Here is a 22,132-nt window from a genome sequence, read left to right on the forward strand (position 1 = left end):
CTGTTGTTTGCTTATAATTAGTTTCACCAGTAGGTGGGGATACACTTCATCACTAATACAGTGAACCGTACCACTAAGACTCTATTTGTGCTGATCTTTTAAGATTTTAGAGAATATAGTGTGGAAGATAAATTATACAATATTTGTAGATGCAAGTAGCAGGAGATGAAAGGCGTATTTTCCTAAGATGGAAAGGTTATTAAGTGGGGGTACAAAGGGATTGCGTCAAGTGGTGTAGGATGCAAATAGGATTCCACAGGATAGAAATTAGAAAACGATTAGCCTAAAAAGAGAAAGAGTGTAAAACTCATGGCAGACCAAATGCAGTGGGCAAACGCCTTGTCAACCCGTCCTTCTTTGGAAGCGGCTGTTGCAGATGTAGTACAACAGGCTGTCTCGTCGTTAACAGCACCTGCTGATTTAGGGCTGGTATTCATTTCGTCTGCCTTTACAAGTGAGTACTCCCGGCTGTTGCCCCTGCTTGCTGAGCGACTTTCAGTGCCTGTGCTAATTGGCTGTAGTGGTGGTGGTGTCATTGGCACAACTGAATGGGGACAAACCCAAGAGTTGGAAGCAGAACCTGCCCTCAGTTTGACTTTGGCGCACCTTCCAGAAGTGAATATTAAAGCTTTTCATGTTGTTCCTGAAGAAATACCCGACTTAGACAGTTCGCCGGATAATTGGATTGATTTGATAGGTGTGCCACCATCGCCAGCGCCTCAGTTCATCTTGCTGTCCGGGGCATTTTCCTCTGGAATTAACGATTTATTACAAGGAATAGATTTTGCTTATCCTGGGTCGGTAACAGTGGGAGGACAGGCAAGCGGCGGCGGAATGGGAGGTCGTATCGCTCTATTTCACAATGACCAAGTGTATAGAGAGGGAACACTTGGCATAGCTTTGAGTGGCAATATTGTCTTGGAAACCATTGTGGCACAAGGATGCCGACCGATTGGGAAGACATACCAAGTGACAAAAGGCGATCGCAACATCATCCTAGAGTTAGATGAGCAAGTACCCCTGGTTGTCTTGCGAGATTTGATTTCTCATCTGGGCGAAGAAGACCGGATACTGGCACAACACTCGCTGTTTGTTGGGTTGGCAATGGATGAATTCAAGCAAGATTTGCTCCAGGGAGACTTTTTAATTCGTAGCATTCTTGGGGTAGACCCTTCAGCTGGGGCAATTGCCATTGCAGATTACGTTCGACCAGGACAGCGTTTGCAATTCCACTTGCGCGATGCTCAAGCTTCTGCTGAAGACTTGGAATTCCTTCTGGAGAGTTATCAAAAACAACAAGCCCCAAAACCGTCTGCTGTCGGTGCGCTCATGTTTTCCTGTGTGGGGCGAGGTGAAGGACTCTACGGAAAACCCAATTTTGATTCTCAGCTCTTTAGGCGTTACCTCAAAAATATCCCCTTAGCAGGTTTCTTTTGTGGCGGTGAAATCGGTCCTGTAGGTGGCACTACTTTGCTACACAATTACACCTCCGTATTTGGAATTTGCCGTGCGGTAGGGAAATGAGGGGGATGAGGCAGCTAAATTTCTCCGTTATCTCCGTTATCTTTCCTAAAGCAACAACGTAGTATTGTTATCGATGAGGGATGGAGTTCCGCTAGGGGCGATCGCGCCATACTTCTCAAAGTAGCGACGCACTTCTGGTGGAAAATGAGGATAATCAAACACAGCATCTCCATCAGCCATATTTGCCCAAAACTCGCGTAAACTCGGAGCCAGTTCATTTGCTTGCGACATTGGCAGGTTTAAGGGAGGTAGAGTGAGCAACTTAACCAGGAAGGGAAAACTGCGATCGCCCATCCACTTCCTTGATGTATGTTGCAAATTGGGAAAATCAGGTACTGATTTGACGCGATAAGATAAAACTTGCAACCATTGCCTTGCGTGATTATCCTGGTGAAACTCCAAAATTCGGTAAGGATGAGGATAACTTACCAAAGAACCTGTTGTTATATCGTATACGCCCTCGCAATACGCAACATCTTGAACGTGCAAGTGTCCCGTGAACACCAACCTAACGCCGTAGCGCTTTAGCACCTGCAATAGTTCTGGTGCATTTTGTAACATATAACGATTTGCCATTGGGTGGCGTGACTGATTGGGCAGGTGTTCCACAACATTGTGATGCACCATGACTAACACCAATTCATCACCAGCCCCTGCCAGAACCTCTTCTAACCAGCGTAGCTGTTGGGTATCCAAACGTCCTATCTGCTGTCCTTGGTCATTAAAAGAGTTAGAATTCAGAGCGATGAGCCTAACACCCGGCAGTAACTGACAAGTATAGTAAAGTTGATCCGTATTGCTGTAGCCGAACTTACGGTAGTAATGAGGAAAATCGCAGACAGCAATTGATTGCTCATTTGCCATCACAACAGGAACATCATGATTACCAGGAACAACATAGGCAGGAAAAGGAAGCTGTGCTAAGCGTTCTTGTAACCAAGTATGGTTATCTGGTTCACCGTGCTGAGTTAAATCTCCTGGCAGCAAAAGAAAATCTATATTAAGTTGTGTTAAATGTTTTAGTACACTTTCAAATGCAGGAATACTGACTTCCACCAAATGAAAACGGCTGGGATGATCCCAGATTGTATGGGGAAGCGCAAGATGCAAGTCGCTGACCACAGCAAAGCGAAAATTTGAAGTCATTGACGTAATAACAATTTTAAAAGCAGGGTGTAAAAAAACTCTTTTTATAAAGAGTATAACCTTGCCTCGTCACACTGCGTAGCAGCGATCCTGCTTAACATTTATACACATAGCACGTAAAGGCACGCTCGCTTTGCTCATACGTCTCAACAATCACGCTCAAACACTCAATTTCCTCTCGTTTTAGATCCCCCAACCCCCTTAAAAAGTGTTTTTGTGGAATGTAAAAATAAATAGGAGGTAATTTGTCTGTCATGGTAATTGGGACATTCTAGTGAAGTGTTGCCTCCACTTTCTGGCTCTGTCTAAGGGGCTACTCAGTAGGACGCTCATCATGTGTCTTTTATTGACAGATGTAAGATTTTGTAATTAGGAGATTTTATTTTGGCAGTTGTCCGAGTCCGTCAACACGTTAACCCACTTTCGCAAAAGTATCAAACACCCCTGAGTCCCATAGAATGGGAAAAAATCTACGCCAAGCCAAACCAACCGCTACACCTAGATATTGGCTGCGCTAGGGGAAGGTTTTTATTGAGTATGGCAAAAACAGAACCTAACTGGAATTTTCTGGGTTTGGAAATTCGCGAACCGTTAGTGATAGAAGCGAACAAGTGGCGCGATGAGTTAGGACTGACAAATCTCCATTATTTGTTTTGCAATGTAAATAACTCGTTGCGATCGCTTTTATCTTCTCTACCCAAAGGAACTTTACAACGCGTCACAATTCAATTTCCTGATCCCTGGTTTAAAAACCGTCACGCGAAACGGCGAATTGTCCAACCAGAATTAGTTGTAGAACTAGCAGAATCTCTCATACCTGGAGGTATTGTATTTTTGCAATCGGATATTGAGTTTGTGGCGGTGGAAATGCGCGATCGCTTTGCTGAACATCCTGGTTTCCAAAGACGTGGTGCAGGAGAATGGTTAGCAGAAAACCCGTTACCAGTGCCTACAGAACGGGAGATAGGGACTATGAACAAGGGTGAACCTGTTTATCGTGCGGTGTTTGAGAAATTATAATTTCTGAAAATTTTATCATTCATAATTCATAATTTTTCTTAGGAAGCGTAACAGCAAATGTCGTACCCACTTCCACTTCACTATGAACTGAAATCTCTCCGTTCAATGTGTCTACACACTTTTTGACAATTGCCAGCCCTAAGCCAGTACCAGGAATTTTACCCACATTTGAAGCACGATGGAAAGGCTGAAACAGTCGCTGTTGGTCTTCTTTAGGAATACCAATTCCCTCGTCTTGTATCTGGAAAACGACTGTTTTTTGCTGCTCAATGAGTTGAAACCGCACTGTACCACCTAATGGTGAGTATTTAATTGCATTGCTGAGCAAATTGTTCAAAATATGACGTAACAAGCTTTCATCCCACAACGTCTCACCCAATTCGCCAACACTAGTAAAAATCAGAGTTAAGCACTTTGACTGCGTACTTAGTTGAGCTTCTTCAACAAGTTGGCGACAAAAGTTTTCTAAATCCAGCGGATGAAATTCACAATAAAGTTTACCGGAATCGGCTCTACCTATAAATGAAACTTCATCCAATAGTTGAGCCATATTTTTAATTGCTGAACGAATAAGCTGGAAATGTGAAACTTTTTTTTCTTTAGGCAATTTGTCGCCACTGTTTTGTAGCAATCCAGCAATCAGTTGGATTGTATTGAGAGGACTACGAATGTCGTGAGATATCATTGAGACAAATTCCGATTTAAACTGGCTGATTTCTTGGACTTTGACCAGTTCAGCTGTTCGTTCTTGAACCCGAATTTCTAACTTTTCATTGACTGCGCGTAATGTTTCTAAAACTTGTTTGCGCTCAATTGCATAGCTTAGGGAGCGAATGAGTAAATCTGAATTCACCTGTCGTTTCACAAGATAATCTTGCGCTCCCCGCCGCACTGCTTCTAAGGCAAGTTCATCATCATTAGTATTAGTAAGTACGACAATTGGCAAGCTTGGCGCTTGACTTATCAAAGGCGCGAGGGACGCTAATCCTTGACTATCTGGTAGCGTCAGATCCAGCAAGATAACATCGTAGATTCCCCTACGTAGTTCTTGGAGGGCTTCCCTCAATCGCTTCACATGAACCAAACTAAATTCATGGGACTTGGCTTGCTTCAGAAACTCTTGTAACAATCTAGCTTCTGCCAGATTGTCCTCAATTAACAGGATTTTTACTGAGTCACTTGCAGCCATAGTCTTGTGTTTCCACCCCCCATTCCTCTATGCATGAAAGTGCTGAGCCTTGAGAAAAGAAGATGAGCCGATGATTTCTCTTCTCCCTCTAGTCTCTTACTTCCCCTACTTCCCCTACTTCCCCTGCTATCATTCCGATGGCAAAGTGGCAGTTTCCAGCCAAAACTCTTCAATTCCTTTGACTATTTTGAATAGCTGGCTAAGGTTACGAGATTTGGTAATGTAGCAATTCACGTGCAAGTCGTAGCTGTGGAAAATGTCATCCTCATTATGTGATGTTGTCAGCACGACTACGGGAATGCGTTTGAGATTGGGATCAGCTTTTATTTCCGCCAGGACTTCTCTACCATCCTTCTTGGGTAAGTTTAAATCCAGCAGGATGAGATCGGGGCGAGGTGCTTCGGCATACTCCCCTTCCTGACGCAAATAAGCCATAGCATCCATGCCATCTCTGACTGTCACGACCTCATGTGGTACTGAGCTATTTTTCAATGCTTCTTGGATAAGACGAATATCGGCTTTATTGTCTTCTACCAAAAAGATTGTTTTGTGCTTTCCGTCCGTTTCTGCGCTCACGATCGCGTCCTCCAACTGGAAACGTAAAGTAGAAAGTTGCGCCCTCACCTACTTGTGACTCTACCCAAATCCGCCCCCGGTGGCACTCCACAATTTTCTTGCAGATTGCCAAACCCATACCTGTACCCGCGTACTCATCCCGCGTGTGCAGGCGCTGAAAGATCACGAAAATGCGATCGCTAAACTGCGGATCAAAGCCAATACCGTTATCTTTTACTGAAAATAGCCACTCATCTTCAGTCCGAATCGCTCCCACATGAATTTCTGGTGGTTTGTCACTGCGGAATTTGATGGCGTTACCAATCAGGTTTTGGAACAACTGCATCAGTTGAGTGCTGTCTGCCATCACAGTTGGTAACTCATCATAGGTAATCACAGCCCCAGTTTCAGAAATGCGTTTGCGTAAATTAGTTAGGGCGCGTTCTAAAGCTGTTTCTACCTCAGTCAGTTGAAATTCAATTGCCTGCATATCCACTTTAGAGTACGCCAGCACGTCGTCAATCAGCGTCTGCATCAAACTGACTCCCTCGACGGCGTAGGTAATAAACTCATTCGCATCTTCGTCAAGTTGGTTTTGATAGCGCATCTCCAACAACTGCACGTAGTTAGCCACTTGATTAAGTGGTTCTTGCAAGTCGTGTGAAGCTACATAAGCAAACTTTTTCAGTTCCGCGTTGGAACGTTCCAAGTCGTGTGCAAGCTGTGCTAATTCATCTGCCTGACGCAGCACAATATTGACAATTGCTTTGCGCAGTTCCAGTGCTGCTTTTACTTCCACTGGTTTCCACGGTAAAGAGGTGAGACGAACTGTTTCTTTCCACAGTTCAAAAGATTTACGCGGACGCAAGCGTAAATTCCCCTCTGACTGACTTAACTCAAACGCCTTGTTGGGATCACCTCCCCAATTGACAGTTTGAATCACCTCTGGGCGAAACCACAAAACATAATTTCGCTTAGAAATGGGAATCGCGAGCATTCCACTGGCGACATTCTTAAACCTTTCAGCATCTGGATATACGCGCGGCAGAGAATCTGTATAGAAGATTTCATCCTTGACGTTATTCTTTAGCCATTGAACTAAAAAAATTAAGTCTTCTTCTTTAGGAGTCTCGCCAATCAAGGTGTAGTTACCACCAAAGCAGACAGCTGCACCTTGAGCGCCAGTTAAATCGAGGAGATTTGGTTGATGTTTAACTAACCCATCAATAAAGTTTTCTTCTTGAGACATATATTCAACCAATGCTGATTGGATATATGTCAATTGCATACGATAGTCGTAATCTTCAGTTTCCTCTCTCGCAGAGATTTCTGAAAATATCACTCGACCCAAAAATTCGCATGCTTTGCGCAATTCGTAGGAAACATACTTCGGTGTTTGATGGTGACAAGCAATGAGTCCCCAAAGTTTTCCTTCTTTAATCAAAGAAATCGTCAAAGAAGCGCCCACGCCCATATTGTGCAAGTACTCTATATGGCAAGGAAACACACTTCTAAGAATCGAGTTGGTCAAATCAACCGGACGTTGACTTTCCGGATGATTATTTGGAATAATTTCCACAGGACTCGCATGAGTATCCGGTATTAATCTAATCCAATTGGAAATAAATAATTTTCTTGCTGGTTTGGGTATATCCGACTCTGGGTAGTGCAGACCCAAGTAAGGTTCTTGACTTTCTAGTTTTTCTTCAGCAATCACTGAGCCATGCCCATCGTCATCAAACTTATAGAGCATCACCCTGTCAAATCCTGTCACTTTCCTCACTTCTTGAACAATGATTTGACAATAATCCCGGAGATTTGCGGTTGCTTCTACTTGATTGATGGAAGCTCTAGCGAGATGATAAAAACTTAAAAATGGGATATTTTCCTGAGAAACTGCAGGTTCTAATTCCAGAATCAAAAATCCTTCTGAATTGCGGTGGAAAACTCCATCACAAACTACGTAATCATCCCCTTTTTTTCTCACCCAAAGTTTAGTTGGATTGATAAAATCGAGATTTTCCTCTAGTAGTCCTGCTTTGATTCTCTCTATTTGAAAAGAGTCAAGCAAATCTTCTAGTTTTTTTTCCAACAGATTTTGGGGAGATATGCCGAAAACAGAAGATACGTTGCTGGTAACTTGTAATATCGTTAATTCAGGTTCTTTCAGAACCAAAAGTACCCCATGAGGCTGAATTTGACTATGAATATGAATTTGTGGTTCTTTCAAGTTAGTCAAATTTATGCCTTGCAATTGTAAATCGCTCACCATTACAGTTCTCCTGCTTTTCCAGGATGATTCAAAATTAAGTATTAATATGGTGTAACACCTTATCTAGGGTTACACTCTCAGTTAATGCAGTTTCTTAACACTTTACAAATTTACTTAATAGATAGTCAGAGATAGTCACAATAACGCTAAATCGAGGCTTTCCTGCTTTAATTTTCTGATTTTGTGAACTTTTTATCGGTTTCCCATAATTTGCTTGCATTCTACAGTAGTGTAACAGCCAACAAACCGGAATTTGTAATAATAAATGTTAAAAATACGTAATTATCTACATTTTATATATGTAGCTCTGTTAAGTGGGAGATAAGTTAACAATACCTTCGCTAAAAATGAATAGCGCTTTTGTAGTAGAGTTGTTGCTACCACAAGGACAAGGGAAACTATTTTAGCCCATGTCTGTTGATTCTAAGACTATTACAATGCCTGCAACCCCATATTAGCGCTACCTTGGCGCGTCAACACCAACCGAATTGCCTGTACCATACTGGCAATGACAGGGTTACAAAAAATCTGCGTAAAATCGGGCATCAGAGCCTTGCATCTCAACATTGTGCATCAAGCGAGAGAATTTCATGAATCGACATATTACCAAAGCCATACAGCCACTGGTGAATAAACTATCGCGACGTCACGCACTCTTTTGGCTTGGGGGTAGCGGGATGACCACTGCTTTTGTAGTTGGCTCAGACAATGAGGTTATTGCAAAACAAAACAAAGGGCTGGAATATGTTAATCCACCAGGGTTATATAACGGAGCTCCACTTGGCTTCAGCCAAATAGTCGTAGCACCACCAAAATCAAGAACAGTTTATATTTCCGGTCAAAATGGTGTCGATGATAACGGCAACCTTGTCTCCGATGACTTTGCTGCTCAGTTGAAGCAGTCTTTTGTAAATCTCCGCATTGCCTTAGATTCAGTCGGCGCACGTCCAGAGCATGTGGCAAAGGTTACCGAACTTATAGTCAATCAAACTGAAGAACAAATACCGCTGTTGATATCTGAACTCAAGGCGCTGTTCGGGGAGAAGCTACCAGCAAATACCCTCATTCCCGTTCCCAGGCTTGCATTAAACGGTTTTTTGTTTGAAATTGATGCATTTGTTGAGATTCCACTGAGTTAACTTTTCCGGCTTGGCGCTTCCACGCTTTGAAGCATACTGTTGGTCATTCAGGGGTGTGTCACCAAAATTTAAGGGTGGAAGCCCCTGCTTTCTAGGCATGGGGTTTGCACTCAACTAGACAACCCTGATTTTAGAGTCAAAATCCTAAATCCAAGAATTGAACCACATCCGCATTGGTCTATATTCAAAAGGTGAAAGGGGTAAACCTAAATAAATAGGCATCCAAAAAACAAAAGCTATCACAATCATAAAGGTAATGGTCACACCAAGGGCGCGCAGACCAATTCGATAACTGCGTAAACACTGATCCACAAGCCAAGCGATCGCTAAAAAGGCAAACACCACAGCCGTCATGTAGTGGTAGATAAAAACGCAACGGTTGACTTTCACCCAAGGTAGTAAATTAGCCGCATAATTTATCACCAAATACAAGGCAATCCAAGTATCAACACAAAGCATCGTAGGAAGAAAAAAGCGCCTTTGCCTCACCCAAGGAATGACGAATCGCCACACCAGCATTCCTGTTAAAAATAAAAGCGCCGCAACGCCAAACCACCACAAAAAGGGATTGCCCATTGCATGGACATCATAAATGATTTTCCCGGTACCGGAAGGCAAAGGAGGTCCCATCACAGGTAGCGCTTCATGAGTACTTTGCGCTGTTTGATAAAAATACGCCATTGGTCGAGTCATCAAGGGCCATTTATACCAAGCAGCACAGTAAGGATGCACTTTGGGACTATTGCCACCAAGACGTTCATGAAACAGCAAAATTTGCCTGTGTACTTCTATAAATCCATACCTTGTATCTAATAGTAGGTGTGGAATCCAAATCAAACTGTAAACTATTGAAGGGATAATACCTAAATAAATAATAATATGAATAATATTAAGTTGAGTTAACTTTTGCAATGGCGTTAGATTGGCTTGCCCGTTACTCGTAGTACTGAAGCCTACCTTATAAGGAAAAATTTTATATATTCTCTTCCCAGACAATCCAGAGGTAAACAGAGTTAAGGAAGATAAGGAAAAACTTTTTTTCCTGCCTTTTTTTCCATCACTAGTAAAGGAACGATGAGAAAGGAATTGCTGTTGGAGTTGAGGTTGAGTTTCTTCACCAATAAAGCGAAAAGACTGTAACCAACGAATTCCCCAAGCTAATATCCAGATCAGATAAACACCTAGCAGAAACCATAAACCATTCCACTTAGTAGCGGCTGAGGCACCAAAAGCTATCCCAGAAAGTATTAACCATAAGTTACGTTGTTGTCTTTGTTTTGCTAATGCTAATAATAAAAACCACTGTCCTAGTAGCCCAAAAATGATAATATATTGGTTGATCAGGGCATAGCGAGATTCTACGAGAAATATGCCATCACAAGCCGTAAACAAACCAGCAAGCAAAGCAAAACTGCGACGGTAACTTATTTGATAGGCAATGGCGGCGACGATTATAGGGATAAATGAACCAGAAAAGGCATTCATCCAACGGTAACTAATGGGTGACATGACTGAACCTGTAAACCCATTCACCTCATCTTGCCAAAAGGGAATGTGGCTACTTATCCAAATCCCCAGCCCAATCATGTATTTACCTAGTGGTGGATGACCATCAAAAAATGGTGTATGGGTGAGATAGTTATTACCAAATTTAGCGTAGTAAACTTCATCAAAGACAAAGGTATTAAATCGCCCTAGTCCCCAAAATCGCAAGGCGAGTGATAGTAACAACACACCCGCCATGCCAATCCGAAACCATTTTTTATTCATTGGTCACTAGTCACTAGTCAATAGTCGATAGTCCTCTTACAAACGTGTTCCAATATTTGGAACCACAGATGCACACAGATTAACACAGATAAATCATCTGTGTGCATCTGTGTGCATCTGTGGTTTTATCTTGATCACATTGACTTTTACAAGAGATACCATGCACTAGGTAAACACAAAGCCTTTAGGCAGGGGTGTTGACCTGTGATTAACTTAAGATGTGCTGTTCGACTTTTGCCACTTCCAGCATAGTCTTTAAAACAGAATCCGGATTCAAACTGATAGAATCAATTCCCTGTTCAACTAAGAACTGGGCAAATTCTGGGTAATCGCTGGGTGCTTGCCCACAAATACCGATTTTACGATTGTACTTTTTCGCGGCATCTATTGCTAACTTCACCATCCGCTTGACACCTTCACTGCGTTCATCAAACAACCGCGCCACCAACGCCGAATCCCGATCTATACCAAGTGTCAGCTGAGTGAGGTCATTGGAACCAATCGAGAACCCGTCAAAAACTTGGGCGAACTCCTCAGCCATGATGACATTGTTGGGTAACTCGCACATTACATAAACCTGGAAGTCATTCACAGCCTGCTTTAAGCCATTTTTTGCCATTTCTGCCAACACCAGACGCCCCTCATCAGGAGTGCGACAGAAGGGAATCATGGCGATGACATTTGTCAATCCCATTTCGTCTCTGACTCTCTTAAGGGCTTTGCACTCTAAAGCAAAAGCTGCTTTGTAACCTTCATCGTAGTAACGCGCCGCCCCTCGCCAGCCTAGCATTGGATTTTCTTCTTCGGGTTCAAACTGTCTGCCACCCAACAAGTTAGCGTACTCATTACTCTTGAAATCGGACATCCGGACGATAACTGGTTTGGGATAAAACGCAGCAGCAATTCTACCAATGCCTTGAGCTAATTTATCAACAAAATATTGGGGTTTGTCGTCGTAAAGTGCGGTAATTTGATCAATTTTAGCTTTAACAAATTCATTGTCTAGCTGGTCATAGTGAATCAACGCCATTGGATGGACTTGGATGTGGTTGGCGATGATAAATTCTGTCCGGGCTAAACCTACGCCATCATTGGGAATAGCAGACAAACTCAGTGCTTCTTGGGGATTGCCCACATTCATTAAGATTTGGGTACGAGTGCGGGGTAAATTTTCTAGCGGAACTTCTTTAACTTCAAAAGGCAGTAACCCGGCGTAAACCCGTCCTTCTTCACCTTCAGCGCAAGAAACAGTTATTTCTTGACCATTTTTGAAAACTTCTGTAGCATTTCCGCATCCAACAATTGCAGGTACACCCAATTCTCGCGCAATAATTGCCGCATGACAGGTGCGTCCACCTTGGTTGGTGATCACCGCGCTTGCTCTTTTCATGATCGGTTCCCAGTCGGGGTCGGTTCTATCTGTAACCAAGACTTCCCCTGCTTGGAACTGATCAATTTTATGGACATCTATAATAAGGTGCGCTTTACCTTGGCTAATGGCTTCCCCAATAGCACGTCCCGTAACTAGAGGTTGGGGAGATGAGGAGGATAAGGAAGATGAGGAAGGTTTTGCTCGTTCATCTGCTTTATCTCCCTCATCTCTCCTTATAAGCCGATAAGTCCGCAACACATTCTCTGTTTTTTGAGACTGCACTGTTTCTGGGCGTGCTTGCACGACAAACAATTCATTTGTAATCCCGTCTTTCGCCCATTCGATGTCCATTGGGGTGTAGGTGCCGTGGACTTGGGAATAATGGTCTTCAATCAAACACGCCCAACGGGCTAGTTGCAAAATCTCGTCATCACTCAGGGCGAATTTGCCTCTTTCACTTTCAGGAACTATTACGTTTTTCGTGAATTTGGAGCCGTCGTCATAGACCATTTTCAATTCTTTGCTACCCAATCTTTTATCAATGATTGGGCGGAAACCTGCTTGTAAAGTTGGTTTAAAAACGTAGTATTCGTCTGGGTTGACGGACCCCTGGACAACGTTTTCTCCTAAACCGTATGCTGCTGAGATCAGTGCAGCATCCTTGAAGCCTGTTTCTGTTTCAATGGAGAACATGACTCCAGAGGTTGCTAAGTCGGAGCGCACCATTTTTTGCACGCCAACAGCGAGGGCAATGCTAAAGTGGTCAAATCCCTTAGTGTGGCGGTAGGAAATAGCACGGTCTGTAAATAGGGAAGCAAAGCATTTATGACAGGCGGCTAAAACACTTTCTATACCAGTAACGTTGAGGTAAGTTTCTTGCTGTCCGGCAAAGCTGGCATCAGGGAGGTCTTCAGCGGTAGCACTGGAGCGCACTGCTACGTCGGTATCTGAATTGTATCGCTCACATAAAGATTGGTATGCTTGAACAATTGCCTCTCTTAATTCTTTGGGAAATGGTGTGTGCATCAGGAGCGATCGCGCCTTTTTCCCTCGTTCTCGTAAATTTTTGACATCTTCTACATCTAAGTCAGAAAACAGATCGCGCAGCTTTTGTTCTAAGAGAGCAGATTGAATGAAATAACGATAAGCATAAGCCGTGGTAGCAAATCCAATCGGAACATTAATCCCTTTGGGCACGAGTTGTTGAATCATCTCGCCTAAAGATGCATTCTTGCCACCAACTAAGGGTATGTCGGTAATGCCAACCTCATTAAACCAAAGGATAAGCGATCGCTCTTTGGAGGATGATTGTGATAAAGTATTTGTTGCTACCGTAACCATCTGTATTTGCCTCCCTATTTGATGCCCTGGTTGTACCAATATTGCTTGCCCTATGTAAGGTATATCACATCCAATCGAAAACGTTTTTATAGTATCTTTAGGTTTTGGATAATAAATTTTAGGTTTTGGGCTGACAAATCATCCAAAATTTGGATTCACTAGTTGTGATAGTCTGTTTCCCACTCCAAAATGTGCGAAAACATAGACTTGGCTTGGTCAAATCCACGCTTGCAATTGGTATACACCTACTTGTTTTCATTCACCAGCATCATAGAGATGACACTGTGGATGACTACAACAGGATAATGCATCTATAACTACTATTTGGGATTCAACTATTCCGGAATTTTGTGTGTTATTGCTGGAGCAATATCTATATCGCTTTAGCCTTTACAACACGGTGCCTGTTATGTTTAAACGGGTTATGGAAAAAGCTATTTAGGTGCTTGTTGCTTTTCAAGGAAAAGTAACAAGTCCCTTGTCTCATAACATTCACAAGACTATCTCCTCAATTTCTCTAAAATAATGGCGGGTAGGTCGTCAAGATCTGTTATGGAAAGCAAAGCCATGTCCAGAAAAGTGGTAACTACAATGACTCAGGAACATATAGATCTTAGATGTCTCAAAGGCCGTAGTGCATTTTTTATCATCCACGGAATCGGCGAGCAAAATCCTTTTGAAACTGTGGATTATTCTGCCCAAAACTTTATTAAATATTTTGAAGAGCAGAATTTACCAGTGCTAGCAGAACACTTAGTTGCTAAGCGAAGACGAGCAAATGGCTATATTTGGACAGAGAGTTTTGTTCGCTTCACCTCAAAAGACCCTGAACAAGACTGGTTAATTGATATTCATGAATATTACTGGGCAAATCAGACATCACACCAAATCGGTATGTCGGAGATTTTGCAGTGGACAGAGCAGACGCTCACTGGCACAATCAATTTTTATAACACGGAGGAAAATAAACCTTTATTAAATGAAATTTTGGAAAATCAGGATGTCAACAACGTCTTTAAGTTTCGCCTACGTTGGCTGACAATATTTCTGCGTCTCTTCCATATTATCTACCCGGTGTTGCGGCTCTTACTTTGGCTCATTCTATTTTTATTAAGTCCATTTCTCAGTGGTCGTTTTCTGCAATCAGCTTGGACACTCAGTAAAACACTAGTGACTCCGCCATTGGTTAATTTAATTGGTGATGTGGCTGTATACAATACAACCGATGTAAAATCTCCTTACGAAAGGGTTAGAGAGCAGATACTTACAGAATCATTAACATTATTGAAAGCAATTGTTAGGGATAAAGAAGCCAATTACGACCAAGTCATCATGGCTGGGCATTCTCTCGGCAGCTGTATTGCTTACGACACCCTAAATCTTCTGTGTATTGAGGCAAGTCTCTCTAAAAACAAGGGTCAAAATTTGTTCTTAGATAAGATTAAGGGGCTAGTTACCTTTGGTTCACCACTAGATAAAATTGCCTTTTTCTGTAAAGAAAAAGCACAGAAGCAACAGTACATTCGGTCCTCAATTTTAGAACACCTGAATTCCTTCCGTGTAAAACCGCAAGTTGCTCGCCAAAATCTATACTTCACTAAATGTCCCGTGGATTGCAAGCTCGATCATGTTCAGTGGGTCAATTACTATCATTTGCAAGACCCGATTAGCGGTCACTTAGATTACTACGAAAACGTAGATAATGTTCTTATGAAATACGATACGCGTTGGGGAATTGAAGGGCATATGGGATACTGGACAGATCCAAATTTTTATGAAGATATTGCCAAGCGGTTCCTGTATGCTGCAAGTAAGCATGGTGTCAATCAAGAGTTGGGGCAACATATTGAATTGCAGCAAGGGTTAAAACAGTGAACAGTGAACAGTGAACAGTGAACAGTGAACAGGCGTATGGTGGGGGATGCGCTCACCGCCACCAACGCCTTCGGTGCTCTTGCTGGGGGACTTAAACCCAGGAAGCGATGAAACTGATAACTGATAACTGATAACTGATAACTGTTAATTGACGCTTGATATGCACTTTCTCTATGAGTTTTCCAACCTCCAATACTCTATGTAAGCCATGTTTCAGCGTTGCTCTCCTCGGTTCGCGATCGCCTGTCACTATACATCTGGAGACAGGCTTTGTGTGAAGATAGAACCGAGGAGACTCGCTCGATTGGTAAACTACCCATTGGCACTAGACTTGTGTTATTACCAGCAAGCCATTTAGGAGGGAGCAGTCATGGGCAAGTACGACAAGATTTTTAGCTCAGGTAAGACATCAAAAGAATCACTGAGTCCACACGAAGCAGTAGCGGCGATCGCAGTTGTCACCGCTGGTGCTGATTCTTCATTAGAAGAAGTGGATGCAGAATTTTTAGCCGATACCCTCTGGGGACTTGAGGTTTTTGAAGAATACTCAGATGACGAGTTGTTAGAAACACTTGATAAAGTCATAGCCATTGCAGAGGAAGATGGACTTGGAGCGCTATATAACGCAGCAAACAATGCCTTGACAGAAGACTTATTGCTGGATGCTTATGCTGCGGGGGTGAGTGTACTTGTAGACGAAGATGAAGTGCGTATACCCAAAGGCAAAACGGCTTTGCTCAAAAAGCTTCAGGAAGCTTTGAGAATTGATGATGAAGAAGCTAAAGAAATTGTAGACGAGGTGATCGCCGCCTTTGAAGAGGTAGAAGATGAATTCACAGAAGACGAGGATGAGACACTACTTCAGGAAGGCTCAAGGGTAAATGTATATGAGTCACCCTCGGGTAATTTTACAGTTCTCATTCCTGTGGACGTTCAGCAAGGTGGTAGGGTTCAAACTCAAGAAGGGTTAGTCAACTTTTCTGATGACTATGGCACTTTGTTGAGAATCGATTATTCCCCTATCTCCTCTCAACAAGCAGAGGAAATAGATTCTGTGGGACAGGAAGAATATCTGCGTTCACTTCTCCTTAACAAGTATGTGCCTCAAACAATTGTTGCTAATTTGCCAGATGCTCAGATAAAACATACCGAATATCTGGAAGAGGCATTGGAGGGGGCTTACTTTGTGTTAGTTGATATGCCCGAAGGTTCAAAAATTTCCAAAACAGGAAATAACGGTACTGCTACTAAATTGAATGCGTATCGAGGGCTTCTGTCATTTATCTATGGCGACTTTTTGTATGTCGTCAGCCACCAGCGCAGCTTTTTTGATGGAGAAAAACCAGGTTCTATTGAAGAAGAAGCCGAGGGAATCAAGGATCATTTGCTAAATTTCGTTGATACCATTGACTTTACTTAGAGTTAACTCACTTTTATCAGTTTTCACAACAGGGGTAGAGGCGTGGTGGTTTATTATAAAACACTGCGCTGATTCTACCCCTGTTGTTTATTCAACCAAGCAATTAAATCTTCTAATTGAGTAAGCGATAGTTGGCGACTGCTATAACTCAGGTTCAACTGTACCAGAAATCATTTTTGTCCGTGCTGGATCAAGTTGCAAAGTAGCTAGCAGCCGCAAACATTCTGACTTGACTCTAGGGCGTTCTTCTGGGCCTATGTTTATTTTATAAAGGGGGCTTTTTTTGATGGTCACATAGCTGTTAAGTATTTTCCACTTGGCGATAATGTATAATTTTGATGATTTTACCAGGTGGCACTCATGACCGATAACTCTAACCGTATCCAAATAACCAGGCGGCAGGCGGTGAATACGCTGCTATTTACAACCGGGCTGTTAGCTTGAACGGAAGCGACGAAAGTGCTAGGGCAGGAGGCTGACACTAGGAGTAGTGATATTTTGCCCAAATCCAAGGCTTGCGTGCTGACACCTCAAGATGTCGAAGGGCCATACTACTTTGACCCCAAACTGCTCCGCACCGATATTACCGAAGGGAAGGAGGGCGTGCCGCTCAAACTAAAGAACAAAGTAAAAATCAGACTTTTGTTGAATTATATGTGCCAGTCGCCCCCAACGGTCGCCAAGTGCTTTCTGCACCGTCTGTACTTCTGTACCTACAGGGGCAATGCTTTTAAGGGTAGGTATTTAGGTTTCCGAGAAATAATTGAGAACCAACTGTCGAACGTATTTTAGGCATGAGCGCACTGGCAACAATATTTTTTTATGATAAAAAATTCACCAAGTCAATAGAAGTAGAGTGTGATATTTGAAAATTTGATAAAGTTTAATTGAAACCGATACATACGTAGTAAATAATGTTATCTTTTTTATTGTTCTGATGTTACAGGGTGTTAAAATATAGCAAAAAATAATACAAAGTTGAGAACTCTTTTCTTTCAACAAAAGCGACTTTTAGGAATACTTAAAAGTTTTTACAACAATACAAACAAGTTTCATACGAGTGAGTACTAGTATATTTAAGTACTAGACAAAGTTTTTGAGGACAAAAAATAAACAGCTTAAGATTCTCAGGGGAGACTCACAATATCCCCGTCCTTAGCTACCTAAAGTTGGTGGGCGTCATTGGTATCGAGTCGCTCATGCTCGTTTCGTAAAAATGCCTTTGGTAATCCTATAACCAATAAGGGGCAAAAGGCTCCTTAACAGAAATATTTCAACACAGAAATTAAGGTCAAGCTTTTAGTCTTTTGACCTTAATTAAGTCCTGAAAAGCAGTTTGGATTGGTTTTAAACAATCCACTGTGAAAGTGCTGTGTCTAAAGGAATTTGACTAGACTCCGCTTAAGTACTTGCAGTTGAAAACTTTGTTTGCCTTGAAATAATGAAATTTTCAAGGAGTTTAATAACAAATTAGTGAGTTGTATTCAAGAGGAGAATTTATGTTTTCTGGTTTGTCTCGCCGTCAACTTTTAAAGCTAATCAGCCTCATGATTGGTGGAACTGCAGTTGTAGGAAGTGCTCCATTCGTTGGGAATTTCTTTGCTACTAAAGCCCAAGCTCAAGAGACACCTGAGCAAGTATATAAAGGTAGGAAATATAGGATAGTGACCCTTCCAATACCTCGGACGGCTACAACTGATTCTACATTTGATACGTCTGAGCAGCTATTTCTTGATGAGTACAAAATTAATATTGCCCGAAATAAGAATACACAGAAATATCTGACACCTCTTTTATTTGGTCAGTTTAACTCGCCCCATGAAATAGCGAGAAGGTTAATAGACCAGGGAATAAAGTTTCCTATTGGTGAGGTAAAGCTAGATCCTAATGTTGATTGAAAATTCTTGGCGTAAGCATTTAAGGAATTGAAGAAACTCGTAGCCCAAAAAATTGAGGTGGAAGATGAAGAATATTAGAAAAAATTTCAGGTATCTAAGTAGCACTGAAAAACAAAACTACATTTCGGCAGTCAAAGCAGTCAAAGCTAGTATGAGTCGTACTACTAACCGTAGTATCTACGATGAGTATGTGCTTTGGCATGCTTTAGCAACGGCACACGAGGACCCAAGCGATCCCAGGCATTTCCGTAATGCTGCTCACGTGGGTCCGGCGTTTCTTCCTTGGCATCGCTATTATCTTTACAGATTTGAACGGCAATTACAAAAAAGGGTGCCAGGTGTCACAATTCCTTACTGGGACTGGACGCAAGATGCTGACGACCCTTTCAATTCACCGATATGGGATGATGACTTTATGGGAGGTAATGGTGACCCTCAAGATAATAACTTAGTTAAGACTGGTCCATTTGCAACCGATCAATGGATAACCGTTAATATGGATGGCAATCCTAAGGGAGGCTTACAACGCGAGTTTGGTAAATTCAGTAAAAGACTACCAACTCGAACAAATGTGCAGACTGCGATTGAGGAAACTCCTTACGATCAAGAACCATGGAACATAGATAGCAGTCCCAGCCATCGCAATCGGCTTGAAGGCTTCCTCCCTCCGGGGGGATCAATTAATCCAGACGGATCACCTATTATTACTCCAGACGGAACATTTGTTTTCGAATTACACAACCAAGTTCATTCATGGATCGGGGGCGATATGTCAAATGTGGTTATTTCACCAAACGATCCAGTTTTCTTTCTGCATCATTGCAACGTAGATCGGCTCTGGGCAATATGGCAAGAAAAGAACCCAAGCCAAGGATATCTACCCACTGGCTCAGGACCAGAGGGACACAATCTCTACGACCTAATGTACCCTTGGGATGGGAAAACTACCAAGCTAAAGGCTAGACCCGCAGATGTTCTAGATTATAGAAACCTCGGCTATACCTATGCTTAGCTAAATATAAAGCGGTCATGGTCAATCACGTCAAAATTGCTCCACCCATTAACCGCTCATACCGATATTTCAACTCTTCTTTCATCAAATACCAACGCTCTATACTGGGATCTATCTCTATCACCTTCTCAGCTGCCTGTCGCGCCAAAATTAACACTTCCTCATCTTCCACTAAACTCGCCAAAGTAAAATCCGGCACACCTGATTGACGAGTTCCCAAAACTTGCCCAGGACCGCGAAAACGCATATCCATTTCCGAGATGAAAAAGCCGTCCTGAGACTGTTCCAAAACCTTGAGCCTTTGCTGAGCATCAGGGCTTCTGGAACTACTCATCAACAAACAGTAGGACTGAGCCGCACCCCGACCAACACGCCCCCGAAGTTGGTGCAACTGAGATAAGCCAAATCGTTCAGCATTTTCAATGAGCATTACTGTTGCATTCGGTACATCTACACCAACCTCAACAACAGTGGTAGAAACCAAAATTTGAGTTTTGTTATCCCGGAAATTGCTAATTGCTTCGTCCTTCTCGGCTGAACTCATGCGACCGTGAAGTAGTCCCACCTGAAACTCTGGAAAGATGCTTTCCTGTAACTTTTTATGCTCTTCTACTGCCGATCGCACATCCAGTTTTTCTGATTCTTCTACCAACGGCAAAACGACATAAGCTTGCCGTCCTTGGGCAATTTCCCGGCGGATCAGGTCGTAAGCATGAGTGCGTTGCTGACTGATGAGCGCGTTTGTCTGAATCTTTTGCCGTCCTGGTGGTAACTCATCTATTTGACTGACATCCAAATCCCCGTGTATTGTCAGCGCTAAAGTTCGGGGAATGGGAGTCGCTGTCATAGTCAATACATGGGGTTGATCGCCTTTTTGCTGCAAACGCGCCCGTTGTTCTACCCCAAAGCGGTGCTGCTCATCAATTACGACCAAACCCAATCGCATAAAGTTTACGGGGTCTTGAATTAAGGCATGAGTCCCTACCAACAGTGGCAATTCACCCGTCTCTAACTGAGCATGAATTTGTCGTCTTTTTGCCGTTTTTGTGGAACCAGTCAGTAATTCCACGGGTAAATGCAGGAGGTTAAACCAGCTCACTAACTTGCGATAATGCTGTTCTGCCAAGACTTCTGTAGGAGCCATTAGTGCTGCTTGATACCCAGACTGAAGAGCAGCAAGAATAGCAATCACGGCAACAACAGTTTTACCAGAACCGACATCACCTTGCACAAGACGGTTCATCGGTACAGATTTTTGCAAGTCGTTGAGAATTTCGTTAAGGACTCTAGCTTGAGCGTTTGTGAGTTGAAACGGCAGTATCTCGTAGAATTTTTTTACTAGCTCACCTTTTGGGGCAAGAATGGCACTGGTTTGATTTTGCCGCGCATAATGCTGACGTTGGAGTAATCCAAGTTGCAAGTAGAAAAATTCATCGAAGACAAGGCGGCGACGGGCAGCTTGCAGGCGATCGCTATCTGAGGGGAAGTGAATATTATTAATTGCTTCCTTCAATTCCATCAAGTTATACTTATCCCGCAAACCACTCGGTAATGGGTCTTTGAGATGCACAGTAGAAGGCAAAGCAGCAATTACCGCCTGTCGCACCAGATCCGCGCCCACTCCCTCTGTCAGGGCATAAATAGGCACCACTCTACCGATAGTCAACGACTCAAGTGTATCTCCTGGATGTGCCAAAACTTCTACTTCTGGGTCTTCCAACGTCAAGCCGTATTTACTTTCTTTCACCAATCCGCACGCCGCCACAATACTACCTTCTGGATAGCGACGCTTTAAACTTTCCTGCCAACCACGACTGCTAAAGCGCGTACCAGCGAAAAAACGGCTGATTTTGATCTGACCCGTTTTATCACGTAGCACCACTTCTAAAATCGTTAATTTCTTATTTTTGGGACTAGTAAAGCAGTTACAGCGCTTCACTGTTGCCACTATCGTCACCGTCTCCCCTGCCACCAACTCCTGAATATTTACTTGACGCGCATAGTCAATATGGTCACGGGGATAGTAGAAAAGTAAGTCACGCACGCTGTATAAACCAAGACGTGCTAAATTTGCAGCTTTTCTAACGCCTATTTCTGGTAAATCACTCAGCTTTTGGTCTAGGTTAGGCGCAAGTCTGCGGCTCACCTCAGCGACAATTGGAGATTTTGGAAGTGAGAATGAGTAGGAAGATTTTGCTCCCTTATCTCCCTCATCTCCCTCTGCTTCCCCTTCAGTCGCTTGCTGTAGTTGGTACAGATACCTACGACTCTCTGCTACTAAGTGTTGTCTATCTTCCACTGTCAGATTTGGATAATTAGCAAATTCAGCCGCTAGTTCTTGCCACCGGCGACGTTCAATGCTGGGCAACCCTGTGGGGAATTTGCCAAAAGTCAGGGTAAGAAACTCACTGAAGCGGTATTGTTTACCCAGCAAATCAGTAAAGCCTTGTTCTGCTTCTATTGCCAAGGCTTTCTGCAATCGTATCCAATCTGGTGTGTCAGTAGTCATTAGTCATTAGTCATTAGTCATTAGTCATTAGTCATTAGTCATTAGTCATTAGTCATTAGTCATTAGTCATTAGTCATTAGTCATTAGTCA

15 protein-coding genes are annotated in these 22,132 nt (G+C 42.8%); 8 read left to right on the forward strand and 7 right to left on the reverse strand.

Going from position 1 to position 22,132, the window contains the following annotated elements:
* Positions 1 to 309 precede the first annotated feature (309 nt).
* On the forward strand, positions 310 to 1,524 hold the full coding sequence (locus AACT52_RS06820) for an FIST signal transduction protein (protein WP_073629902.1): 1,215 nt from the start codon (positions 310 to 312) through the stop codon (positions 1,522 to 1,524).
* Between the two features lie 45 nt (positions 1,525 to 1,569).
* Here the strand turns inward: AACT52_RS06820 and AACT52_RS06825 are convergent, their stop codons facing one another.
* Positions 1,570 to 2,670, reverse strand: coding sequence for a metallophosphoesterase family protein (locus tag AACT52_RS06825; RefSeq protein WP_073629904.1), 1,101 nt, complete (start codon positions 2,668 to 2,670; stop codon positions 1,570 to 1,572).
* A 384-nt stretch (positions 2,671 to 3,054) separates the two neighbouring features.
* Here AACT52_RS06825 and trmB point away from each other — a divergent pair, with 384 nt between their 5' ends.
* Positions 3,055 to 3,690 carry a tRNA (guanosine(46)-N7)-methyltransferase TrmB gene (gene trmB / locus AACT52_RS06830; protein ID WP_073629906.1) on the forward strand — a complete coding sequence of 212 codons (636 nt, stop codon included), beginning with the start codon at positions 3,055 to 3,057 and terminating at the stop codon, positions 3,688 to 3,690.
* Between the two features lie 19 nt (positions 3,691 to 3,709).
* Here trmB and AACT52_RS06835 read toward each other — a convergent pair whose 3' ends face one another.
* The 3 genes from AACT52_RS06835 to AACT52_RS06845 all read right to left on the reverse strand — a co-directional run bounded on the left by AACT52_RS06835 (position 3,710) and on the right by AACT52_RS06845 (position 7,706).
* Positions 3,710 to 4,879: a hybrid sensor histidine kinase/response regulator gene (locus AACT52_RS06835; protein WP_073629908.1), complete on the reverse strand. Its 1,170-nt coding sequence runs from the start codon at positions 4,877 to 4,879 to the stop codon at positions 3,710 to 3,712.
* Between the two features lie 129 nt (positions 4,880 to 5,008).
* Complete coding sequence (locus AACT52_RS06840; protein ID WP_073629909.1) at positions 5,009 to 5,455, reverse strand: response regulator; 447 nt, start codon at positions 5,453 to 5,455, stop codon at positions 5,009 to 5,011.
* A complete protein-coding gene (locus tag AACT52_RS06845; RefSeq protein ID WP_073629911.1) occupies positions 5,400 to 7,706 on the reverse strand; it encodes a sensor histidine kinase in 2,307 nt (768 codons plus the stop codon). Before AACT52_RS06845 ends, AACT52_RS06840 begins: the two co-directional genes overlap by 56 nt.
* Positions 7,707 to 8,296: 590 nt before the next feature.
* On the opposite strand from AACT52_RS06845, the gene AACT52_RS06850 reads away from it, so the two are divergent.
* Positions 8,297 to 8,845, forward strand: coding sequence for a RidA family protein (locus tag AACT52_RS06850; protein WP_083630202.1), 549 nt, complete (start codon positions 8,297 to 8,299; stop codon positions 8,843 to 8,845).
* Between the two features lie 144 nt (positions 8,846 to 8,989).
* Here AACT52_RS06850 and AACT52_RS06855 read toward each other — a convergent pair whose 3' ends face one another.
* Both AACT52_RS06855 and ppsA read right to left on the reverse strand, forming a co-directional pair.
* Positions 8,990 to 10,615, reverse strand: a complete 1,626-nt coding sequence (locus AACT52_RS06855; RefSeq protein WP_073629913.1) for a dolichyl-phosphate-mannose--protein mannosyltransferase — start codon at positions 10,613 to 10,615, stop codon at positions 8,990 to 8,992.
* Positions 10,616 to 10,823: 208 nt separating this feature from the next.
* Positions 10,824 to 13,328 carry a phosphoenolpyruvate synthase gene (gene ppsA, locus AACT52_RS06860; protein WP_073629915.1) on the reverse strand — a complete coding sequence of 835 codons (2,505 nt, stop codon included), beginning with the start codon at positions 13,326 to 13,328 and terminating at the stop codon, positions 10,824 to 10,826.
* Between the two features lie 591 nt (positions 13,329 to 13,919).
* On the opposite strand from ppsA, the gene AACT52_RS06865 reads away from it, so the two are divergent.
* The 5 genes from AACT52_RS06865 (at position 13,920) to AACT52_RS06885 (ending at position 19,533) form a co-directional block, all read left to right on the forward strand.
* Positions 13,920 to 15,203, forward strand: coding sequence for a hypothetical protein (locus AACT52_RS06865; RefSeq protein WP_073629917.1), 1,284 nt, complete (start codon positions 13,920 to 13,922; stop codon positions 15,201 to 15,203).
* Positions 15,204 to 15,411: 208 nt separating this feature from the next.
* Entirely contained in the window at positions 15,412 to 15,561 is a 150-nt protein-coding gene (locus AACT52_RS06870) for a hypothetical protein (RefSeq protein WP_158054576.1), read from the forward strand.
* A 12-nt stretch (positions 15,562 to 15,573) separates the two neighbouring features.
* Complete coding sequence (locus AACT52_RS06875; RefSeq protein ID WP_073629919.1) at positions 15,574 to 16,623, forward strand: hypothetical protein; 1,050 nt, start codon at positions 15,574 to 15,576, stop codon at positions 16,621 to 16,623.
* 1,499 nt (positions 16,624 to 18,122) lie between these two features.
* Positions 18,123 to 18,521 (forward strand): hypothetical protein, encoded by a 399-nt coding sequence (locus AACT52_RS06880; protein ID WP_073629922.1) that lies wholly within the window; start codon positions 18,123 to 18,125, stop codon positions 18,519 to 18,521.
* 64 nt (positions 18,522 to 18,585) lie between these two features.
* Positions 18,586 to 19,533: a tyrosinase family protein gene (locus tag AACT52_RS06885; RefSeq protein WP_073629924.1), complete on the forward strand. Its 948-nt coding sequence runs from the start codon at positions 18,586 to 18,588 to the stop codon at positions 19,531 to 19,533.
* Positions 19,534 to 19,558: 25 nt separating this feature from the next.
* Here the strand turns inward: AACT52_RS06885 and recG are convergent, their stop codons facing one another.
* Positions 19,559 to 22,042 (reverse strand): ATP-dependent DNA helicase RecG, encoded by a 2,484-nt coding sequence (gene recG, locus AACT52_RS06890; protein WP_073629926.1) that lies wholly within the window; start codon positions 22,040 to 22,042, stop codon positions 19,559 to 19,561.
* Between the last annotated feature and the right edge of the window lie 90 nt (positions 22,043 to 22,132).

The organism is Scytonema sp. HK-05, from assembly GCF_963872035.1.
Lineage (GTDB): Bacteria > Cyanobacteriota > Cyanobacteriia > Cyanobacteriales > Nostocaceae > Kalymmatonema.

Bases quoted from the DNA above. Each gene is read 5' to 3' on its own strand.
- AACT52_RS06875 (WP_073629919.1), top strand. From the start codon at position 15,574: ATGGGCAAGTACGACAAGATTTTTAGCTCAGGTAAGACATCAAAAGAA.
- AACT52_RS06835 (WP_073629908.1), bottom strand. From the start codon at position 4,879: ATGGCTGCAAGTGACTCAGTAAAAATCCTGTTAATTGAGGACAATCTG.
- AACT52_RS06820 (WP_073629902.1), top strand. From the start codon at position 310: ATGGCAGACCAAATGCAGTGGGCAAACGCCTTGTCAACCCGTCCTTCT.
- AACT52_RS06865 (WP_073629917.1), top strand. From the start codon at position 13,920: ATGACTCAGGAACATATAGATCTTAGATGTCTCAAAGGCCGTAGTGCA.
- AACT52_RS06845 (WP_073629911.1), bottom strand. From the start codon at position 7,706: ATGGTGAGCGATTTACAATTGCAAGGCATAAATTTGACTAACTTGAAA.
- AACT52_RS06885 (WP_073629924.1), top strand. From the start codon at position 18,586: ATGAAGAATATTAGAAAAAATTTCAGGTATCTAAGTAGCACTGAAAAA.
- AACT52_RS06870 (WP_158054576.1), top strand. From the start codon at position 15,412: ATGTTTCAGCGTTGCTCTCCTCGGTTCGCGATCGCCTGTCACTATACA.
- AACT52_RS06880 (WP_073629922.1), top strand. From the start codon at position 18,123: ATGTTTTCTGGTTTGTCTCGCCGTCAACTTTTAAAGCTAATCAGCCTC.
- AACT52_RS06825 (WP_073629904.1), bottom strand. From the start codon at position 2,670: ATGACTTCAAATTTTCGCTTTGCTGTGGTCAGCGACTTGCATCTTGCG.
- AACT52_RS06855 (WP_073629913.1), bottom strand. From the start codon at position 10,615: ATGAATAAAAAATGGTTTCGGATTGGCATGGCGGGTGTGTTGTTACTA.
- recG (WP_073629926.1), bottom strand. From the start codon at position 22,042: ATGACTACTGACACACCAGATTGGATACGATTGCAGAAAGCCTTGGCA.
- AACT52_RS06850 (WP_083630202.1), top strand. From the start codon at position 8,297: ATGAATCGACATATTACCAAAGCCATACAGCCACTGGTGAATAAACTA.
- ppsA (WP_073629915.1), bottom strand. From the start codon at position 13,328: ATGGTTACGGTAGCAACAAATACTTTATCACAATCATCCTCCAAAGAG.